Raw genomic sequence first — 13,527 nt, 5'->3', positions numbered from 1 at the left:
GATAATTACTTATCCAATCCTTCACTAATTCATTCATTATTCTAATGTGATATCCAAACCTAAACCTCTTAATTCGTGAACCAATACGTTGAATGATTCAGGAACTGATGGTGTAGGCAGATTTTCGCCTTTAACAATGGCTTCGTAAGTTTTGGCACGTCCAATTACGTCATCCGACTTCACAGTCAGGATTTCCTGAAGGATGTTAGCCGCACCGAATGCTTCCAGTGCCCAAACCTCCATCTCACCAAAACGCTGACCACCAAACTGTGCTTTACCACCCAATGGTTGTTGTGTAATAAGAGAGTACGGACCGATTGAACGGGCGTGCATCTTATCATCAACCATGTGGCCCAGTTTCAGCATGTAGATAATACCTACAGTAGTTGGCTGATCGAAACGCTCACCTGTTAAGCCATTGTGCAGGTAAGTACGGCCTGTTGCCGGTAAACCAGCTTTAGCAATCCAGTCTTCCACTTCCTGATAGGTTGCACCATCAAAGATCGGGGTAGCGAATTTCATACCTAACTCTTTACCTGCCCAGCCTAATACGGTTTCGTAGATCTGGCCCAAGTTCATACGTGAAGGTACACCCAGTGGGTTCAACACGATATCAACCGGCGTACCATCTTCCAGGAACGGCATATCCTCATCACGTACAATACGTGCAACGATACCTTTGTTACCGTGGCGGCCCGCCATTTTATCACCTACTTTTAACTTACGTTTTTTAGCAATGTACACTTTCGCCATTTGAACGATGCCTGATGGCAACTCGTCACCCACGCTGATCGCAAATTTATCGCGACGGTAAGCACCAAGCTCTTCGTTTACTTTGATACCGTAGTTATGCAGTAATAATTTGATCTGATCGTTCTTGTCGTCATCAGTGGTCCATTTAGTTGGGTTGATGTTTTCGTACGCCAGTTCAACCAAAATTTTCTGGGTGAATTTAACGCCTTTTGGTACAAGAAGTTCTTTGTAAACGTTAAATACACCTTGTGATGTTTTACCGTTTACGATCTCGAACAATTTCTCGATCAGTGTATTTTTTAATTCTTTGATAGCTCTTTCGTGCTTGGTATCCAATTTCTCAAGCTGCATTTTTTCTTCAGATTTTGAAGTCTTTTTAGCACGAGAGAACAATTTGGTATCAATTACCACACCCGCGATAGACGGCGGGGTTTTTAATGATGCATCTTTAACATCACCGGCTTTATCACCAAATATGGCACGTAAAAGTTTTTCCTCTGGTGAAGGGTCTGATTCACCTTTAGGGGTGATCTTACCAATCAGGATATCGCCTTCTTTAACCTCGGCACCTACACGGATAATACCGTCTTCGTCAAGGTCTTTAGTAGCTTCTTCAGATACGTTAGGGATATCAGCAGTTAACTCTTCTTCACCGCGTTTAGTGTCACGAACTTCAAGCTCGAACTCTTCAACATGGATAGAAGTAAAGATATCCTGTGATACAACACGCTCAGAAATTACGATCGCATCCTCAAAGTTATATCCCTGCCAAGGCATGAACGCCACTTTTAAGTTACGGCCCAGTGCAAGCTCACCATTTTGGGTAGCATAACCTTCAGACAATACTTGTCCTTTTTGTACTCTCTCGCCTTTTTTAACAATTGGCTTTAAGTTAATGGTTGTGCTCTGGTTGGTTTTCTTGAACTTGGTTAAGCGGTAGCTTTTGCTATCGCCATCGAAAGATACCAAACGGTCATCCTCGTTACGATCATATTTAATACGGATCTCGTTAGCATCAACATACTCAACCACACCATCGCCTTCGGCGTTGATCAGGGTACGAGAGTCTTTTGCTACACGGCCTTCCAAACCTGTACCAACGATAGGAGCTTCCGGACGCAACAAAGGCACTGCCTGGCGTTGCATGTTCGATCCCATCAAGGCACGGTTAGCATCATCATGCTCTAAGAACGGAATCAGCGAAGCCGCGATAGAGGTGATCTGGTTTGGCGCAATATCCATTAAGTCCAGACGCTCTGGCTCAATAACCGGGAAGTCACCCTCGAAACGTGCTTTAACACGTGGGTTGGCGAAAACACCGTTATCATCATAATGGGCATTAGCCTGGCCGATGGTTTTACCATCTTCATCCTCTGCCGATAAATAAATTACTGGTTCGTTAACCTCAACTTTACCATCGGTAACACGTTTGTAAGGTGTTTCGATAAAACCTAAGTTGTTGATCTTAGCGTGTACACAAAGTGACGAGATCAAACCAATGTTCGGGCCTTCCGGAGTTTCGATGGTACACAACCTACCGTAGTGGGTGTAGTGAACGTCACGAACCTCGAAACCTGCACGCTCGCGCGACAGACCGCCGGGGCCTAAGGCTGACAGACGACGCTTGTGCGTAATCTCTGCCAGTGGATTGGTTTGGTCCATAAACTGTGACAACTGGTTGGTTCCGAAGAACGAGTTGATCACAGAAGATAGTGTACGTGCGTTGATCAGGTCGGTTGGTGTGAACACCTCGTTATCACGAATGTTCATACGCTCACGGATGGTACGGGCCATACGTGCTAAACCAACACCAAATTGTGCATAAAGCTGCTCGCCTACCGTACGAACACGACGATTTGACAAGTGATCGATATCATCCACCTCAGCTTTAGAGTTGATCAATTTGATCAGGTATTTAACGATTGCAATAATATCTTGCTTGGTTAAAACCTTAGTTTCGTTAGATGTCTCTAACTTCAACTTACGGTTGATGCGGTAACGACCAACATCGCCCAAATCATATCTTTTATCAGAGAAGAACAAACGATCGATGATACCACGAGCAGTTTCCTCATCAGGTGGTTCGGCGTTACGTAATTGACGGTAGATGTGCTCAACCGCTTCTTTCTCCGAGTTCGAAGTATCTTTCTGTAACGTATTATATATAATGGTGTAATCACCGCTGGTAGAAGCATCTTCCTTGTTCAGGATGATAGTCTTAACACCTGCATCGATGATCATATCTATATGGTCGTCTTCCAGTACGGTTTCACGCTCAAGGATGATCTCGTTACGGTCGATAGATACAACTTCACCTGTATCCTCATCCACGAAGTCTTCCACCCATTTTTTAAGCACCCTTGCAGCAAGCTTACGACCGATGAATTTCTTCAGGCCAGATTTGCTTACTTTAACCTCGTCGGCCAGTTCAAACAATTCCAGGATGTCCTTGTCTGAATCGTAACCGATAGCACGCAATAAGGTAGTAACCGGGAATTTCTTTTTACGATCGATATAAGCATACATCACGTTGTTAACGTCTGTAGCAAACTCAATCCATGATCCTTTGAAAGGGATAACACGGGCCGAGTATAGTTTGGTACCGTTGGTGTGGCGGCTCTGACCAAAGAACACACCTGGTGAACGGTGTAACTGAGATACAATTACACGCTCAGCACCGTTGATCACAAATGTACCTTTAGGGGTCATGTATGGGATAGTACCCAGGTACACGTCCTGTACAATTGTTTCAAAGTCTTCGTGCTCTTCATCATTGCATGATAAACGCAGCTTGGCTTTTAACGGAACACTGTAAGTTAATCCGCGTTCGATACACTCTTGTATATCATAACGTGGCGGGTCAATAAAATAATCAAGAAACTCTAAAACAAAGATGTTTCTTGAATCTGAAATAGGAAAGTTCTCAGCAAATACTTTAAATAAGCCTTCGGTATGGCGGTTATCTGAAGTAGTCTCTAACTGAAAGAACTCCCTGAAAGATTGCAACTGAACATCCAGAAAATCAGGGTAATCAATTACGTGCCTGCTGGTTGCAAAGTTTACTCTTTGATTATTGTTGTTTGCCAAGGGATTATAATTTAAGTTATATAAATTTCTTTTGCTCTGTGCAAAACTGGTTCTTAAACATTCAAGCAAAAAATGAGAACCATATAAATAGCAATAGACCCCGACCAAAAAAGGTCGGAGTCTTATGCTTTGGGCTATCGCCTGGGTTAAAGTTATTTAACTTCAACAACCGCGCCAGCTTCTTCTAATTGCTTTTTAAGTGACTCAGCTTCTTCTTTAGAAACACCAGCTTTTAATTCTTTTGGTGCACCATCAACTAAATCTTTAGCTTCTTTCAGACCTAAGCCAGTTAAATCTTTTACTAATTTAACAACAGCTAATTTCTGACCACCAGCTTCTTTTAAGATAACGTCAAAAGCGGTTTGCTCAGCAGCAGCAGCTGGAGCATCGCCACCAGCAGCAGGAGCTGCAACAGCTACTGCAGCAGCAGCTGGTTCGATACCGTACTCATCTTTAAGGATTTGAGCTAATTCGTTAACTTCTTTTACTGTTAAGTTTACCAACTGTTCAGCAAACGATTTTAAATCTGCCATTTTATTTTAAATTTTTCTTAATTACGTAATTTGTTTAATTCGAACTTTATAGGTGTTCGTTAACCTTCTCTTTCTTGTAATGTTTTAACAAGCCCTGCAATTGTATTTCCGCCTGATTGTAATGCAGAAATAACGTTTTTAGCAGGAGATTGTAATAAGCCGATGATCTCACCAACCAATTGTTCTTTAGATTTCAATGCAACTAAAGCGTTCAATTGATCGTCGCCGATGAAGGTTGATGAATCAATGTAAGCTGCTTTTAAAACTGGTTTGTCACCTTGTCTTCTAAGCTCTTTAATCAACTTTGCCGGGGCAGTAGCTGATTTTGAGAACATGATAGATGATGCACCTTTTAAAACGCCATACACATCGTCAAAGTCGCCACCAACAGCTTCCATAGCTTTACGGATAAGGCTATTTTTTGCTACTTTAATGGTAATGTCACTTTCGAAACATTTGCGACGGATTTTGTTGATCTTTTCAACTGACAGGTCTGAAGTATCGGTGATATAAAAATTACCGAACTCTCTCATCTGATCAGCAAGAGCAACAACTAAGTCGTTTTTTTCTTCTCTGTTCATGATTAAATTCCTGCTACTGATTTAGTTTCAACTGTAATACCTTGCGACATAGTAGAAGAGACGTGAATGCTCTTGAAGTATGTTCCTTTTGCTGAAGAAGGTTTTAATTTAGAGATTACTTGTAGGACTTCTAAAGCATTCTCATAAATCTTCTCAGGCGCGAAAGATACTTTACCTATTGAGGCGTGGATGATACCGGTTTTGTCAACCTTGAAGTCAATTTTACCACCTTTTACGTCAGTTACCGCTTGTCCAACGTTTGGAGTTACAGTTCCTGATTTAGGGTTAGGCATTAAGTTACGTGGACCCAGGATACGTCCCAGTCTACCTACTTTAGCCATAACGCTTGGCATAGTGATGATAATATCAACATCAGTCCATCCGCCTTCTATTTTAGCAATATAGTCATCCAAACCTACAAAATCTGCACCTGCGTCTTTAGCCTCTTGTTCCTTGTCAGGAGTACAAAGTACTAAAACACGTACAGTTTTGCCAGTTCCATGAGGTAATGTAGCGATACCACGCACCATTTGATTGGCTTTACGTGGGTCAACGCCTAAACGCACATCTATATCAACTGAAGCATCAAATTTGGTAGTGGTTATTTCCTTTACCAAAGCGGTTGCTTCTTGTAACGTATACGATTTGTTAGCCTCAATTTTGGAGAGTACTGCTTTTTGATTTTTTGTTAATCTAGCCACTTTCTTTAACTGATTTGTGTTAATTAATTATTCCAGGGTGCTGTACCAGATACGGTAATTCCCATACTGCGTGCAGTACCAGCCACCATTTTCATGGCAGACTCTACTGTGAATGCATTTAAGTCAGTCATTTTATCTTTGGCGATAGTTTCAACCTGGCTCCAGTTTACACTGGCTACCTTTTTACGGTTTGGCTCTGCCGACCCACTTTTTAAACCTGTTACCTCCAATAATTGGATTGCAACCGGTGGGGTTTTAATGATAAAATCAAAAGACTTGTCAACATAAACAGTAATAACTACAGGAAGCACTTTACCAGGTTTATCCTGGGTGCGTGCGTTGAACTGCTTGCAAAACTCCATGATGTTCACACCTTTCGCACCCAATGCAGGGCCGATTGGAGGAGATGGATTTGCCGCGCCGCCCTTTACTTGTAGCTTTACCAGTGCACCGACTTCTTTTGCCATTTTACTTTGATTTATTTGTTACTTAATGTTAGTAAGTGGAAGCTTTTGTAACATTTAACACTCTTCTTGATTTCGGATTTCGAATGTTCCATTTCGGATTTATCATTCTTAATAAGAAATCTATATTTTGATGTTTCTAAATCCGATATCGAAAATCCGACATCCGAAATAAAACTACTCTTTCTCTACCTGCATGTAATTCAATTCGAGCGGCGTACGGCGGCCGAATATCTTTACCATTACTTTCAATTTCTTTTTCTCTTCGTTCACCTCTTCAATCACACCGCTAAAGCCATTGAATGGACCATCCATTACCTTAACGTTTTCGCCAACGTAATATGGTACATTCATGGTTTCGCCTTGTGAGGTCATCTCGTCAACCTTACCTAAAATACGGTTAACTTCGGCCTGGCGAAGTGGTATTGCATTTCCGGCTTTATCACCCAGGAAACCAATAACGCTGTTTATATTTTTAATGATGTGCTCAAGCTCACCATCTAACGCAGCTTCCATTAATACATAGCCAGGAAAAAAGTTGCGCTCTTTTGCAATCTTTTTACCATCACGCATCTGGTAGTACTTTTCGGTAGGTATTAATACCTGTGGTACTAAATGCGAAAGGCCCAAACGATTAATTTCGGCATCTAAATATTGTTTAACTTTCTTTTCTTTCCCGCTAATGGCCCTAACCACGTACCATTTTAAATTTTCACTCATCCCTATATATCAAAAATTAAGTAAGTGAACTATAAAATTGTTTGATTAAATAACCGATTATCTGGTCCATACCAAAAACTACAAGAGCGATAATAATAGCCGCAACCAATACTAAAACTGCGCTGTTCTGCAATTCGCGGAAAGTTGGCCAGGTTACCTTTTCAGTTAACTCAATGTAAGATCCTTTAATATACTCAGCTACGTTGTTAGCCATCTTGTTAATTAATCAATGTTAAGCACGGGAACAAGGATTCGAACCCTGATCAAAGGTTTTGGAGACCTCTATTCTACCGTTGAACTATTCCCGTGTATTATAAGAAAACATAAGTCTGCAATTCGCACTGCAGACTTATGCTTCTAATTAACCTTTTGAAATTTCTTATTTCAAAATTTCAGTTACCTGACCAGCACCTACTGTACGACCACCCTCACGGATAGCGAAACGTAGACCTTTTTCCATTGCGATTGCGTTGATCAAAGAAACAGTGATCGTAACGTTATCACCTGGCATAACCATTTCTACACCTTCAGCTAAGGTGATTTCACCTGTAACGTCTGTAGTACGGAAATAGAATTGTGGGCGGTATCTGTTGAAGAATGGAGTGTGACGGCCACCTTCAGCTTTTGATAATACGTAAACTTCGGCTTTGAAATCTGTGTGAGGAGTTACTGAACCTGGTTTGCAAATAACCATACCACGACGGATAGTTTCTTTATCAATACCACGTAACAATAAACCTACGTTGTCACCTGCTTCACCTCTGTCAAGGATCTTGCGGAACATTTCAACACCGGTTACAGTTGATTTTAAGTTTTCTGCACCCATACCTAAGATATCCACAGCGTCACCAGAGTTGATAACACCACGCTCGATACGGCCTGTTGCTACAGTACCACGACCAGTGATTGAGAATACGTCCTCAACTGGCATCAAGAAAGGAAGGTCAGTTAAACGTGGAGGGATTGGGATGTAGCTATCTACAGCATCCATTAACTCCATAATTTTTTCAACCCATTTTGGTTCTGCGTTTAAGCCACCAAGAGCTGAACCTTGAATAACAGGAATATCATCACCAGGGAAATCGTAGAATGATAATAACTCACGGATTTCCATTTCTACTAATTCTAATAGTTCTGGATCATCAACCATGTCAACTTTGTTCATAAACACAACTAATGAAGGCACACCAACTTGGCGAGACAACAGGATGTGTTCACGAGTTTGAGGCATTGGACCATCAGTAGCTGCAACAACGATAATTGCACCGTCCATTTGAGCAGCACCAGTAACCATGTTTTTCACGTAATCCGCGTGACCTGGACAGTCAACGTGTGCGTAGTGACGGTTAGCAGTAGAGTACTCAACGTGAGCAGTATTGATAGTAATACCACGCTCTTTTTCTTCAGGAGCAGAGTCGATTGAATCGAATGAACGAGCTTCTGAAAAACCTTTGTCAGCCAAAACTTTAGTGATAGCTGCGGTAAGGGTTGTTTTACCGTGGTCAACGTGACCGATTGTACCGATGTTTAAGTGCGGCTTGCTGCGGTCAAACTTTTCTTTTGCCATGATTTATAAAATGTTTGTAGGTTAATTTTCTATTTAAATTGTCGTTTATATATTACTATAAAACTCCGAGCCAACGAAGGGATTTGAACCCTTGGCCTCTTCCTTACCAAGGAAGTGCTCTACCCCTGAGCTACGTCGGCTTATATTTTGATTTCGGATTTCGAATGTTCAATTTCGAATTTAGTATTCCGAAACCACCGATTTAAAGCCCTTAATCTAAGTCCGAAATCGAAAATTCGAAATCCGACATTTTATGAGCGGAAGACGAGGTTCGAACTCGCGACCTATAGCTTGGAAGGCTATCGCTCTACCAACTGAGCTACTTCCGCATTTTTTAATGAGTGAATGAGTGAGTTAGTGAATGATTGAGCTCAAAACTTTTTTATTTTAAACCTGTTCAATCACTAATTCACTCATTCTATCATTCACTCATTAGCCTGTGGGGGGAGGAGGATTCGAACCTCCGAAGTCGTAAGACAGCAGATTTACAGTCTGATCCATTTGGCCGCTCTGGAATCCCCCCATCGAAACATTTTGTGTGTTTCGGGTCGCAAATATGAACTTTTAATTTCACATTACAAACCGAAAATCAAAATTTTCTGAGCCTCCTATCGGGATCGAACCAATGACCTACTGATTACAAGTCAGTTGCTCTACCAGCTGAGCTAAGGAGGCTTTTATCAATAAATTTAAAGAACTCTTTTGATGCTTGTCTTCTACGTTGATGACCTTCTCAAAAGGGAATGCAAATCTACACATTTTTGTACCAGAACAAAATTTTTTTGCAAAAAAAATCCGCAGGCTTAAAACCTGCGGATTTTGGCCATTTTAAAGGCCTTTTATTGCTAAAATTCGTCTTCTAACTCGGCTTCGCTAAGTACCACTTTCGCGGCTGTCTCTGCTGCAGCGGCTTTTTTCTGCTTATGGCGTTCAATCTGCTTGCGTAAACTTTCAACTGCCAAATCAGTAGCTTCCTCAAAACTTTTGCACTTTTCTTTTACAAACAACTGGCTACCAGGTATCAGGCATTTGATCTCCGTTATTTTGTTCGATTCGTCTTCTACGTTCTCTAGTTTCAGGTACACTTCCCCACTAATTATTTTATCATAAAACTGATCCAGTTTATTTACTTTCTTCTGTATGAAGTCTAACAATTTTTTGTCGGCATTGAAATGAATTGATTGAACTGAAATTTTCATGATTCCTCCTGTTTTAGGCCTTTGGATGGGCCAGTTTATAAATAGATTTTAAACGTTCCACTGAGTTGTGGGTGTAAACTTGGGTTGCACTGAGGCTTGCATGCCCTAATAATTCTTTAATAGCGTTTAAATCGGCCCCCTTATTAAGCAATGTGGTTGCAAAGGTATGCCTTAGCACGTGGGGGCTTCTTTTATCCTGTGTTGATATGCCTGACAAATATTTATGCACTATTAAATATATTAGTTTCGGATAAGCATCGGCTCCCTTATTTGTAACGATTAGCGTTAACGATTTGTTATTAAAATTTTCACTTTTTTTTAACACCAGGTAATCGGCTATCAATAGCTTCAATTGGGTGTTTACAGGTACTATACGCTCTTTATTGCGTTTGCCTAAAACCTTAACCGTGCCTTCGTAAGCATTATAGTCGGTTTCTGTAATGCCCAGCAGCTCGGCCAAACGTATGCCTGTGCCGAACAACAGCTCGATAACCAATTTATCGCGCATGCCTTTAAAATCGGGCGTAAAGATGTCTTCGCCATCCAGCATTTTGGAGAGTTTCTCGTCTTCTACCACTACCGGCAGTTGTTTGGCAATTTTAGGTGCTTGTACCCGCGAAGCCGGGTTGGCCTCGATGAGTTTTTCCTGAACCAGGAATTTAAAGTATTTACGTAGCGTGGCAATCTTGCGGTTAACACTACGCGCGCTGCGCTCGTCATCCATCAGGCTCACAACCCATTGGCGGATGTGGTGATGCGTTATTTCATGAAGTTCGGGTATTTGATCGGTATCCTGGTTTAAGAAAGCAATAAACTGCTCCAGGTCGTTTTTGTAAGCGATTACAGTGTGCGCAGAGTAGCGCTTCTCGTGCTGTATGTATTGAATGAACCGCTCTAAAAACATAAAAACTATTTATACATTGTAGAATTCAATGTACAAATAGTTTTAATATAATGATAACAAAGTTTAACTTTTTTTCAAAAGTTACGCTTGGTCTAAATTCATATTTTGTTTGTAGATCGCATGTTTGATCTCGTGTCTGCGGGAAACAGATTTTTTCTCGAATGCTTGACGACTGCGTAGTTCGCGCAATACACCAGTTTTCTCGAATTTCTTTTTGAAACGTTTTAACGCTTTGTCTAACGATTCGCCGTCTTTAATATTTACTATAATCATATACCCTCATACCTCCTTTCAGGGACGGCAAAGATAAGTGAAATATTTGATTTTCAAAATAGTATTTGTAAAAGATGAAGGGGTGCGCCTATTTGTCATTCAAAGCTAAGAGCCCAAGCTATTACCGTCATTGCGGTACGAAGCAATTCCAGATTTTCAGAGCAGCTCTGTATCGTTTACGATTGCTTCATTCCTCGCAATGACTCATTCGGTGAAGATTCTCGTAATTAATACTCGGCCAGTACAATAATGTTATCACTTATTGGCGTAATGCGCTCTTTACCGTTCAGGAAGTTTAAACCTACCACAAACGAGAAACCCGCTATTATTCCGCCCATTTCCTGTATCAGGTCGCTGGCTGCACAAACGGTGCCGCCTGTGGCTAACAGATCATCATGGATTAAGATACGTTGGCCGGGCTCAAATGCATCGGTGTGCACTTCGATGGTAGCTGTGCCATATTCCAGCTCATAAACCTTTTGCTTAATAGTATAAGGTAGTTTACCAGCCTTACGTACCGGCACAAAAGGGACGCTAAGTTTGTTGGCCAGGGTTAAGCCAAATAAAAAGCCCCTGCTCTCTACCCCTGCCACTACATCAACGCGGGTATCGCCTAATTGCTCGATAAAAGCATCAACAATATCATTACAAAGCGGAGGTTCTTTAAGTATCGGTGTGATATCCTTAAATATTATTCCAGGTTTCGGAAAATCTCGAATATCCCGTATAACTGCTTTTATTTGTTGATCGATCATTATTTACTTACCTTAATATTCATCAATATTAGGCAAAAAAACGGAATGGTATTAATTCAATTAATTTTCGTTGCTCGTTAAATCGCTTTCCCCGGGGTTTAAAACGTAATCAACCATTTCACCGGAGTTTCTGATAATAAACTTCAACCGTTCTTTTGGCAAAGTAATATCTAGCGATACTTCAGCCAACACCAACTCCAGGTTATCTGCAAGTTCTTTAATGCTATGATTATCAGGTACGTGGATCAATATATCATTGTCCTGATCACTAATTTTCCAATTGGGTACATTGGCGTGTTGTAATACTTCTATCCATTTTTGCTGGTAGGCGCTCATATAAACTTTAATTAATTAAAATAATTAAAGCCCTTAAGTAGCAAAAAGGTTTTATAAACAGAGTTTACTTTGACACTTTAAACCCTGTAACATTAAACTGCGAAACATTTTTAACGTCCGTTTCTACCCCATTACCATTGCTAAGCGCCAATACAGCTACTTTTGTATTATGAGGTGCCGTCGAACCTTTAAAGTTGAGTATGGATAAGTTTTTAAAATGATCGGCTGAAATTCCGTTGGTAAAATAGGGTTGCGTAATCGTGCTATCCCAGGTCAATCTAAAGTTATTGATTGACAGGCCATCTACATAATGAGCCAGCAAACCGGAAATATCGCTGGAAAATAACTGATCTTTAGAATACAGTGCCCCACGCATATCGATATTGCCGCCTGCTACATCGTTCAGTTTGCTGTTTTGTATCTGGAAGGACACATTATTAAGGCGTACATCCTGTATCACGCTTTCAATACAGCCGTAGATCAGCATACCATTTTCGCCGGTACAGCTGATGTTGTTGAATTCGATATTTTTGATCACTCCCATCTTCACATGCTCTTTACCACGTACTGCCGAAATATGGATGGGTTCGCCATTGCCCCACCAGTCGCCGGTGTGCAGATGGGTTTCGATGTGCATATCCGAGAAGGTGATATTTTCCAGCGAGCCTTCATCACGCAGAAATATGCCAATACCACGGGTTGAGTTGGTGATGTTAACATGGCTTACATGCACATTGCGCACGGTATTTTGATCAAGAAAACCGATACGGAGACCGCTCGAATACGATTGCAGGTTACAATCCGAAATAACAACGTTTTCAGACACATGTTTAATGCGCTTAAAACCAGGGATCTCGAAATGATGATCATAGCCTGCCACAATAATGGCATCATCGCCGGCACGAATATCGCAGCCTTTAATCACTACATTGCTCGAACTGGTTACATCAATGCCATCGGCATTAGGCACCAGGATACCGCTCCATAAACGGATGTCAGAAATATTCACAGCATCGCAATCAGCAATGTGCAAAGTCCAGAATGGCGAGTTAATTAAAGATACATCGCGGATGTGTACATTTTTGCAATTAGAGAAGATCACCATCTGGTGTGGGCGGTCTTTATTCGGTACAACCGGGCCATCACCTATGCCGCTTTCTACATGGCGATAATTTTCTTTCTGGCGGGTTAGTTTGCTGCTTTCGGCATCAATCTTTTTTGCCTTGGTAAAATCATGAAAAGCCGGATTATTGCCATCGATAGTGCCTAAACCGGTTATCGAAACGTTTTCGGCATCGGTAGTATAAAGCATACCGTAATAGTTTAGGCCATAAACCGGCATGGTATAACTTACATAATCCTGCAGATTAGGGCTGCCTTTTAATACCGCACCGCTTTCGAAATTTAGGTTGATATTACTTTTAAGATGGATAGTGCCTGTTACAAAAATTCCGGCAGGTACATCAACAGTCCCTCCTCCATTTGCACTTGCCGCATCAATAGTTTTTTGAATAGCAATGGTATTAACCGTTTTGCCATCGGCAATGGCGCCGTAATCTTTAATATTAAATGTTTGCGCAAAAACAGAATGGGTAAAACATACCAGCATTGCAAAAAGCAAATTCAGCTTCATCATGGGTCATTAAATTGGTAT

The 13,527-nt window shown here is 41.1% G+C and carries 14 protein-coding genes and 5 tRNA genes; all 19 read right to left on the bottom strand.

The genetic code is table 11. The features are described from left to right. Positions 1-36: 36 nt before the first annotated feature. The gene (gene rpoB, locus PQO05_RS07745) at positions 37-3,840 is read right to left on the bottom strand and encodes a DNA-directed RNA polymerase subunit beta (protein ID WP_273632126.1); all 3,804 of its coding nucleotides are present in this window, start codon (positions 3,838-3,840) and stop codon (positions 37-39) included. A 152-nt stretch (positions 3,841-3,992) separates the two neighbouring features. Next, positions 3,993-4,373, bottom strand: coding sequence for a 50S ribosomal protein L7/L12 (gene rplL / locus PQO05_RS07740; RefSeq protein WP_273632125.1), 381 nt, complete (start codon positions 4,371-4,373; stop codon positions 3,993-3,995). A gap of 59 nt (positions 4,374-4,432) precedes the next feature. Continuing rightward, positions 4,433-4,954, bottom strand: coding sequence for a 50S ribosomal protein L10 (gene rplJ, locus PQO05_RS07735; protein WP_273632124.1), 522 nt, complete (start codon positions 4,952-4,954; stop codon positions 4,433-4,435). 2 nt (positions 4,955-4,956) lie between these two features. After that, positions 4,957-5,655, bottom strand: a complete 699-nt coding sequence (gene rplA / locus PQO05_RS07730) for a 50S ribosomal protein L1 (protein ID WP_273632123.1) — start codon at positions 5,653-5,655, stop codon at positions 4,957-4,959. Between the two features lie 23 nt (positions 5,656-5,678). Then, the gene (gene rplK / locus PQO05_RS07725) at positions 5,679-6,122 is read right to left on the bottom strand and encodes a 50S ribosomal protein L11 (RefSeq protein ID WP_273632122.1); all 444 of its coding nucleotides are present in this window, start codon (positions 6,120-6,122) and stop codon (positions 5,679-5,681) included. A gap of 174 nt (positions 6,123-6,296) precedes the next feature. After that, a complete protein-coding gene (nusG, locus tag PQO05_RS07720; protein WP_074487947.1) occupies positions 6,297-6,839 on the bottom strand; it encodes a transcription termination/antitermination protein NusG in 543 nt (180 codons plus the stop codon). 16 nt (positions 6,840-6,855) lie between these two features. Then, a complete protein-coding gene (secE, locus tag PQO05_RS07715; protein WP_273632121.1) occupies positions 6,856-7,053 on the bottom strand; it encodes a preprotein translocase subunit SecE in 198 nt (65 codons plus the stop codon). Positions 7,054-7,076: 23 nt separating this feature from the next. Beyond that, positions 7,077-7,147 (bottom strand) — tRNA-Trp (locus PQO05_RS07710). A 71-nt stretch (positions 7,148-7,218) separates the two neighbouring features. After that, positions 7,219-8,406, bottom strand: coding sequence for an elongation factor Tu (gene tuf / locus PQO05_RS07705; protein WP_166584404.1), 1,188 nt, complete (start codon positions 8,404-8,406; stop codon positions 7,219-7,221). A 68-nt stretch (positions 8,407-8,474) separates the two neighbouring features. Next, a tRNA-Thr gene (locus PQO05_RS07700) sits at positions 8,475-8,546 on the bottom strand. A gap of 116 nt (positions 8,547-8,662) precedes the next feature. Beyond that, positions 8,663-8,735, bottom strand: a tRNA-Gly gene (locus tag PQO05_RS07695). A 111-nt stretch (positions 8,736-8,846) separates the two neighbouring features. After that, positions 8,847-8,929: transfer RNA gene (locus tag PQO05_RS07690), tRNA-Tyr, on the bottom strand. 79 nt (positions 8,930-9,008) lie between these two features. Further along, a tRNA-Thr gene (locus PQO05_RS07685) sits at positions 9,009-9,081 on the bottom strand. Positions 9,082-9,251: 170 nt separating this feature from the next. After that, entirely contained in the window at positions 9,252-9,605 is a 354-nt protein-coding gene (hpf, locus tag PQO05_RS07680; protein ID WP_273632120.1) for a ribosome hibernation-promoting factor, HPF/YfiA family, read from the bottom strand. A 13-nt stretch (positions 9,606-9,618) separates the two neighbouring features. After that, on the bottom strand, positions 9,619-10,509 hold the full coding sequence (locus tag PQO05_RS07675) for a tyrosine-type recombinase/integrase (RefSeq protein WP_273632119.1): 891 nt from the start codon (positions 10,507-10,509) through the stop codon (positions 9,619-9,621). An 81-nt stretch (positions 10,510-10,590) separates the two neighbouring features. Next, the gene (gene rpsU, locus PQO05_RS07670) at positions 10,591-10,782 is read right to left on the bottom strand and encodes a 30S ribosomal protein S21 (protein WP_074487938.1); all 192 of its coding nucleotides are present in this window, start codon (positions 10,780-10,782) and stop codon (positions 10,591-10,593) included. A gap of 227 nt (positions 10,783-11,009) precedes the next feature. Then, positions 11,010-11,537 (bottom strand): adenine phosphoribosyltransferase, encoded by a 528-nt coding sequence (locus PQO05_RS07665; RefSeq protein WP_273632118.1) that lies wholly within the window; start codon positions 11,535-11,537, stop codon positions 11,010-11,012. A gap of 60 nt (positions 11,538-11,597) precedes the next feature. Continuing rightward, positions 11,598-11,873 (bottom strand): hypothetical protein, encoded by a 276-nt coding sequence (locus PQO05_RS07660; RefSeq protein WP_273632117.1) that lies wholly within the window; start codon positions 11,871-11,873, stop codon positions 11,598-11,600. A 64-nt stretch (positions 11,874-11,937) separates the two neighbouring features. Next, the gene (locus tag PQO05_RS07655; protein ID WP_273632116.1) at positions 11,938-13,509 is read right to left on the bottom strand and encodes a glycoside hydrolase family 28 protein; all 1,572 of its coding nucleotides are present in this window, start codon (positions 13,507-13,509) and stop codon (positions 11,938-11,940) included. Between the last annotated feature and the right edge of the window lie 18 nt (positions 13,510-13,527).

The sequence above is a fragment of the Mucilaginibacter jinjuensis genome, from assembly GCF_028596025.1.
In the GTDB taxonomy this organism is placed as follows: domain Bacteria; phylum Bacteroidota; class Bacteroidia; order Sphingobacteriales; family Sphingobacteriaceae; genus Mucilaginibacter; species Mucilaginibacter jinjuensis.
The sequence above is the reverse complement of the archived record's forward strand: the minus strand, read 5'-3'. Positions and strand labels throughout refer to the sequence as shown.

Coding starts and splice junctions, on each gene's coding strand:
- rplK (WP_273632122.1), bottom strand. CDS start 6,122: ATGGCAAAAGAAGTCGGTGCACTGGTAAAGCTACAAGTAAAGGGCGGC.
- tuf (WP_166584404.1), bottom strand. CDS start 8,406: ATGGCAAAAGAAAAGTTTGACCGCAGCAAGCCGCACTTAAACATCGGT.
- rplL (WP_273632125.1), bottom strand. CDS start 4,373: ATGGCAGATTTAAAATCGTTTGCTGAACAGTTGGTAAACTTAACAGTA.
- secE (WP_273632121.1), bottom strand. CDS start 7,053: ATGGCTAACAACGTAGCTGAGTATATTAAAGGATCTTACATTGAGTTA.
- PQO05_RS07660 (WP_273632117.1), bottom strand. CDS start 11,873: ATGAGCGCCTACCAGCAAAAATGGATAGAAGTATTACAACACGCCAAT.
- PQO05_RS07675 (WP_273632119.1), bottom strand. CDS start 10,509: ATGTTTTTAGAGCGGTTCATTCAATACATACAGCACGAGAAGCGCTAC.
- rpsU (WP_074487938.1), bottom strand. CDS start 10,782: ATGATTATAGTAAATATTAAAGACGGCGAATCGTTAGACAAAGCGTTA.
- rplJ (WP_273632124.1), bottom strand. CDS start 4,954: ATGAACAGAGAAGAAAAAAACGACTTAGTTGTTGCTCTTGCTGATCAG.
- PQO05_RS07665 (WP_273632118.1), bottom strand. CDS start 11,537: ATGATCGATCAACAAATAAAAGCAGTTATACGGGATATTCGAGATTTT.
- PQO05_RS07655 (WP_273632116.1), bottom strand. CDS start 13,509: ATGATGAAGCTGAATTTGCTTTTTGCAATGCTGGTATGTTTTACCCAT.
- nusG (WP_074487947.1), bottom strand. CDS start 6,839: ATGAGTGAAAATTTAAAATGGTACGTGGTTAGGGCCATTAGCGGGAAA.
- hpf (WP_273632120.1), bottom strand. CDS start 9,605: ATGAAAATTTCAGTTCAATCAATTCATTTCAATGCCGACAAAAAATTG.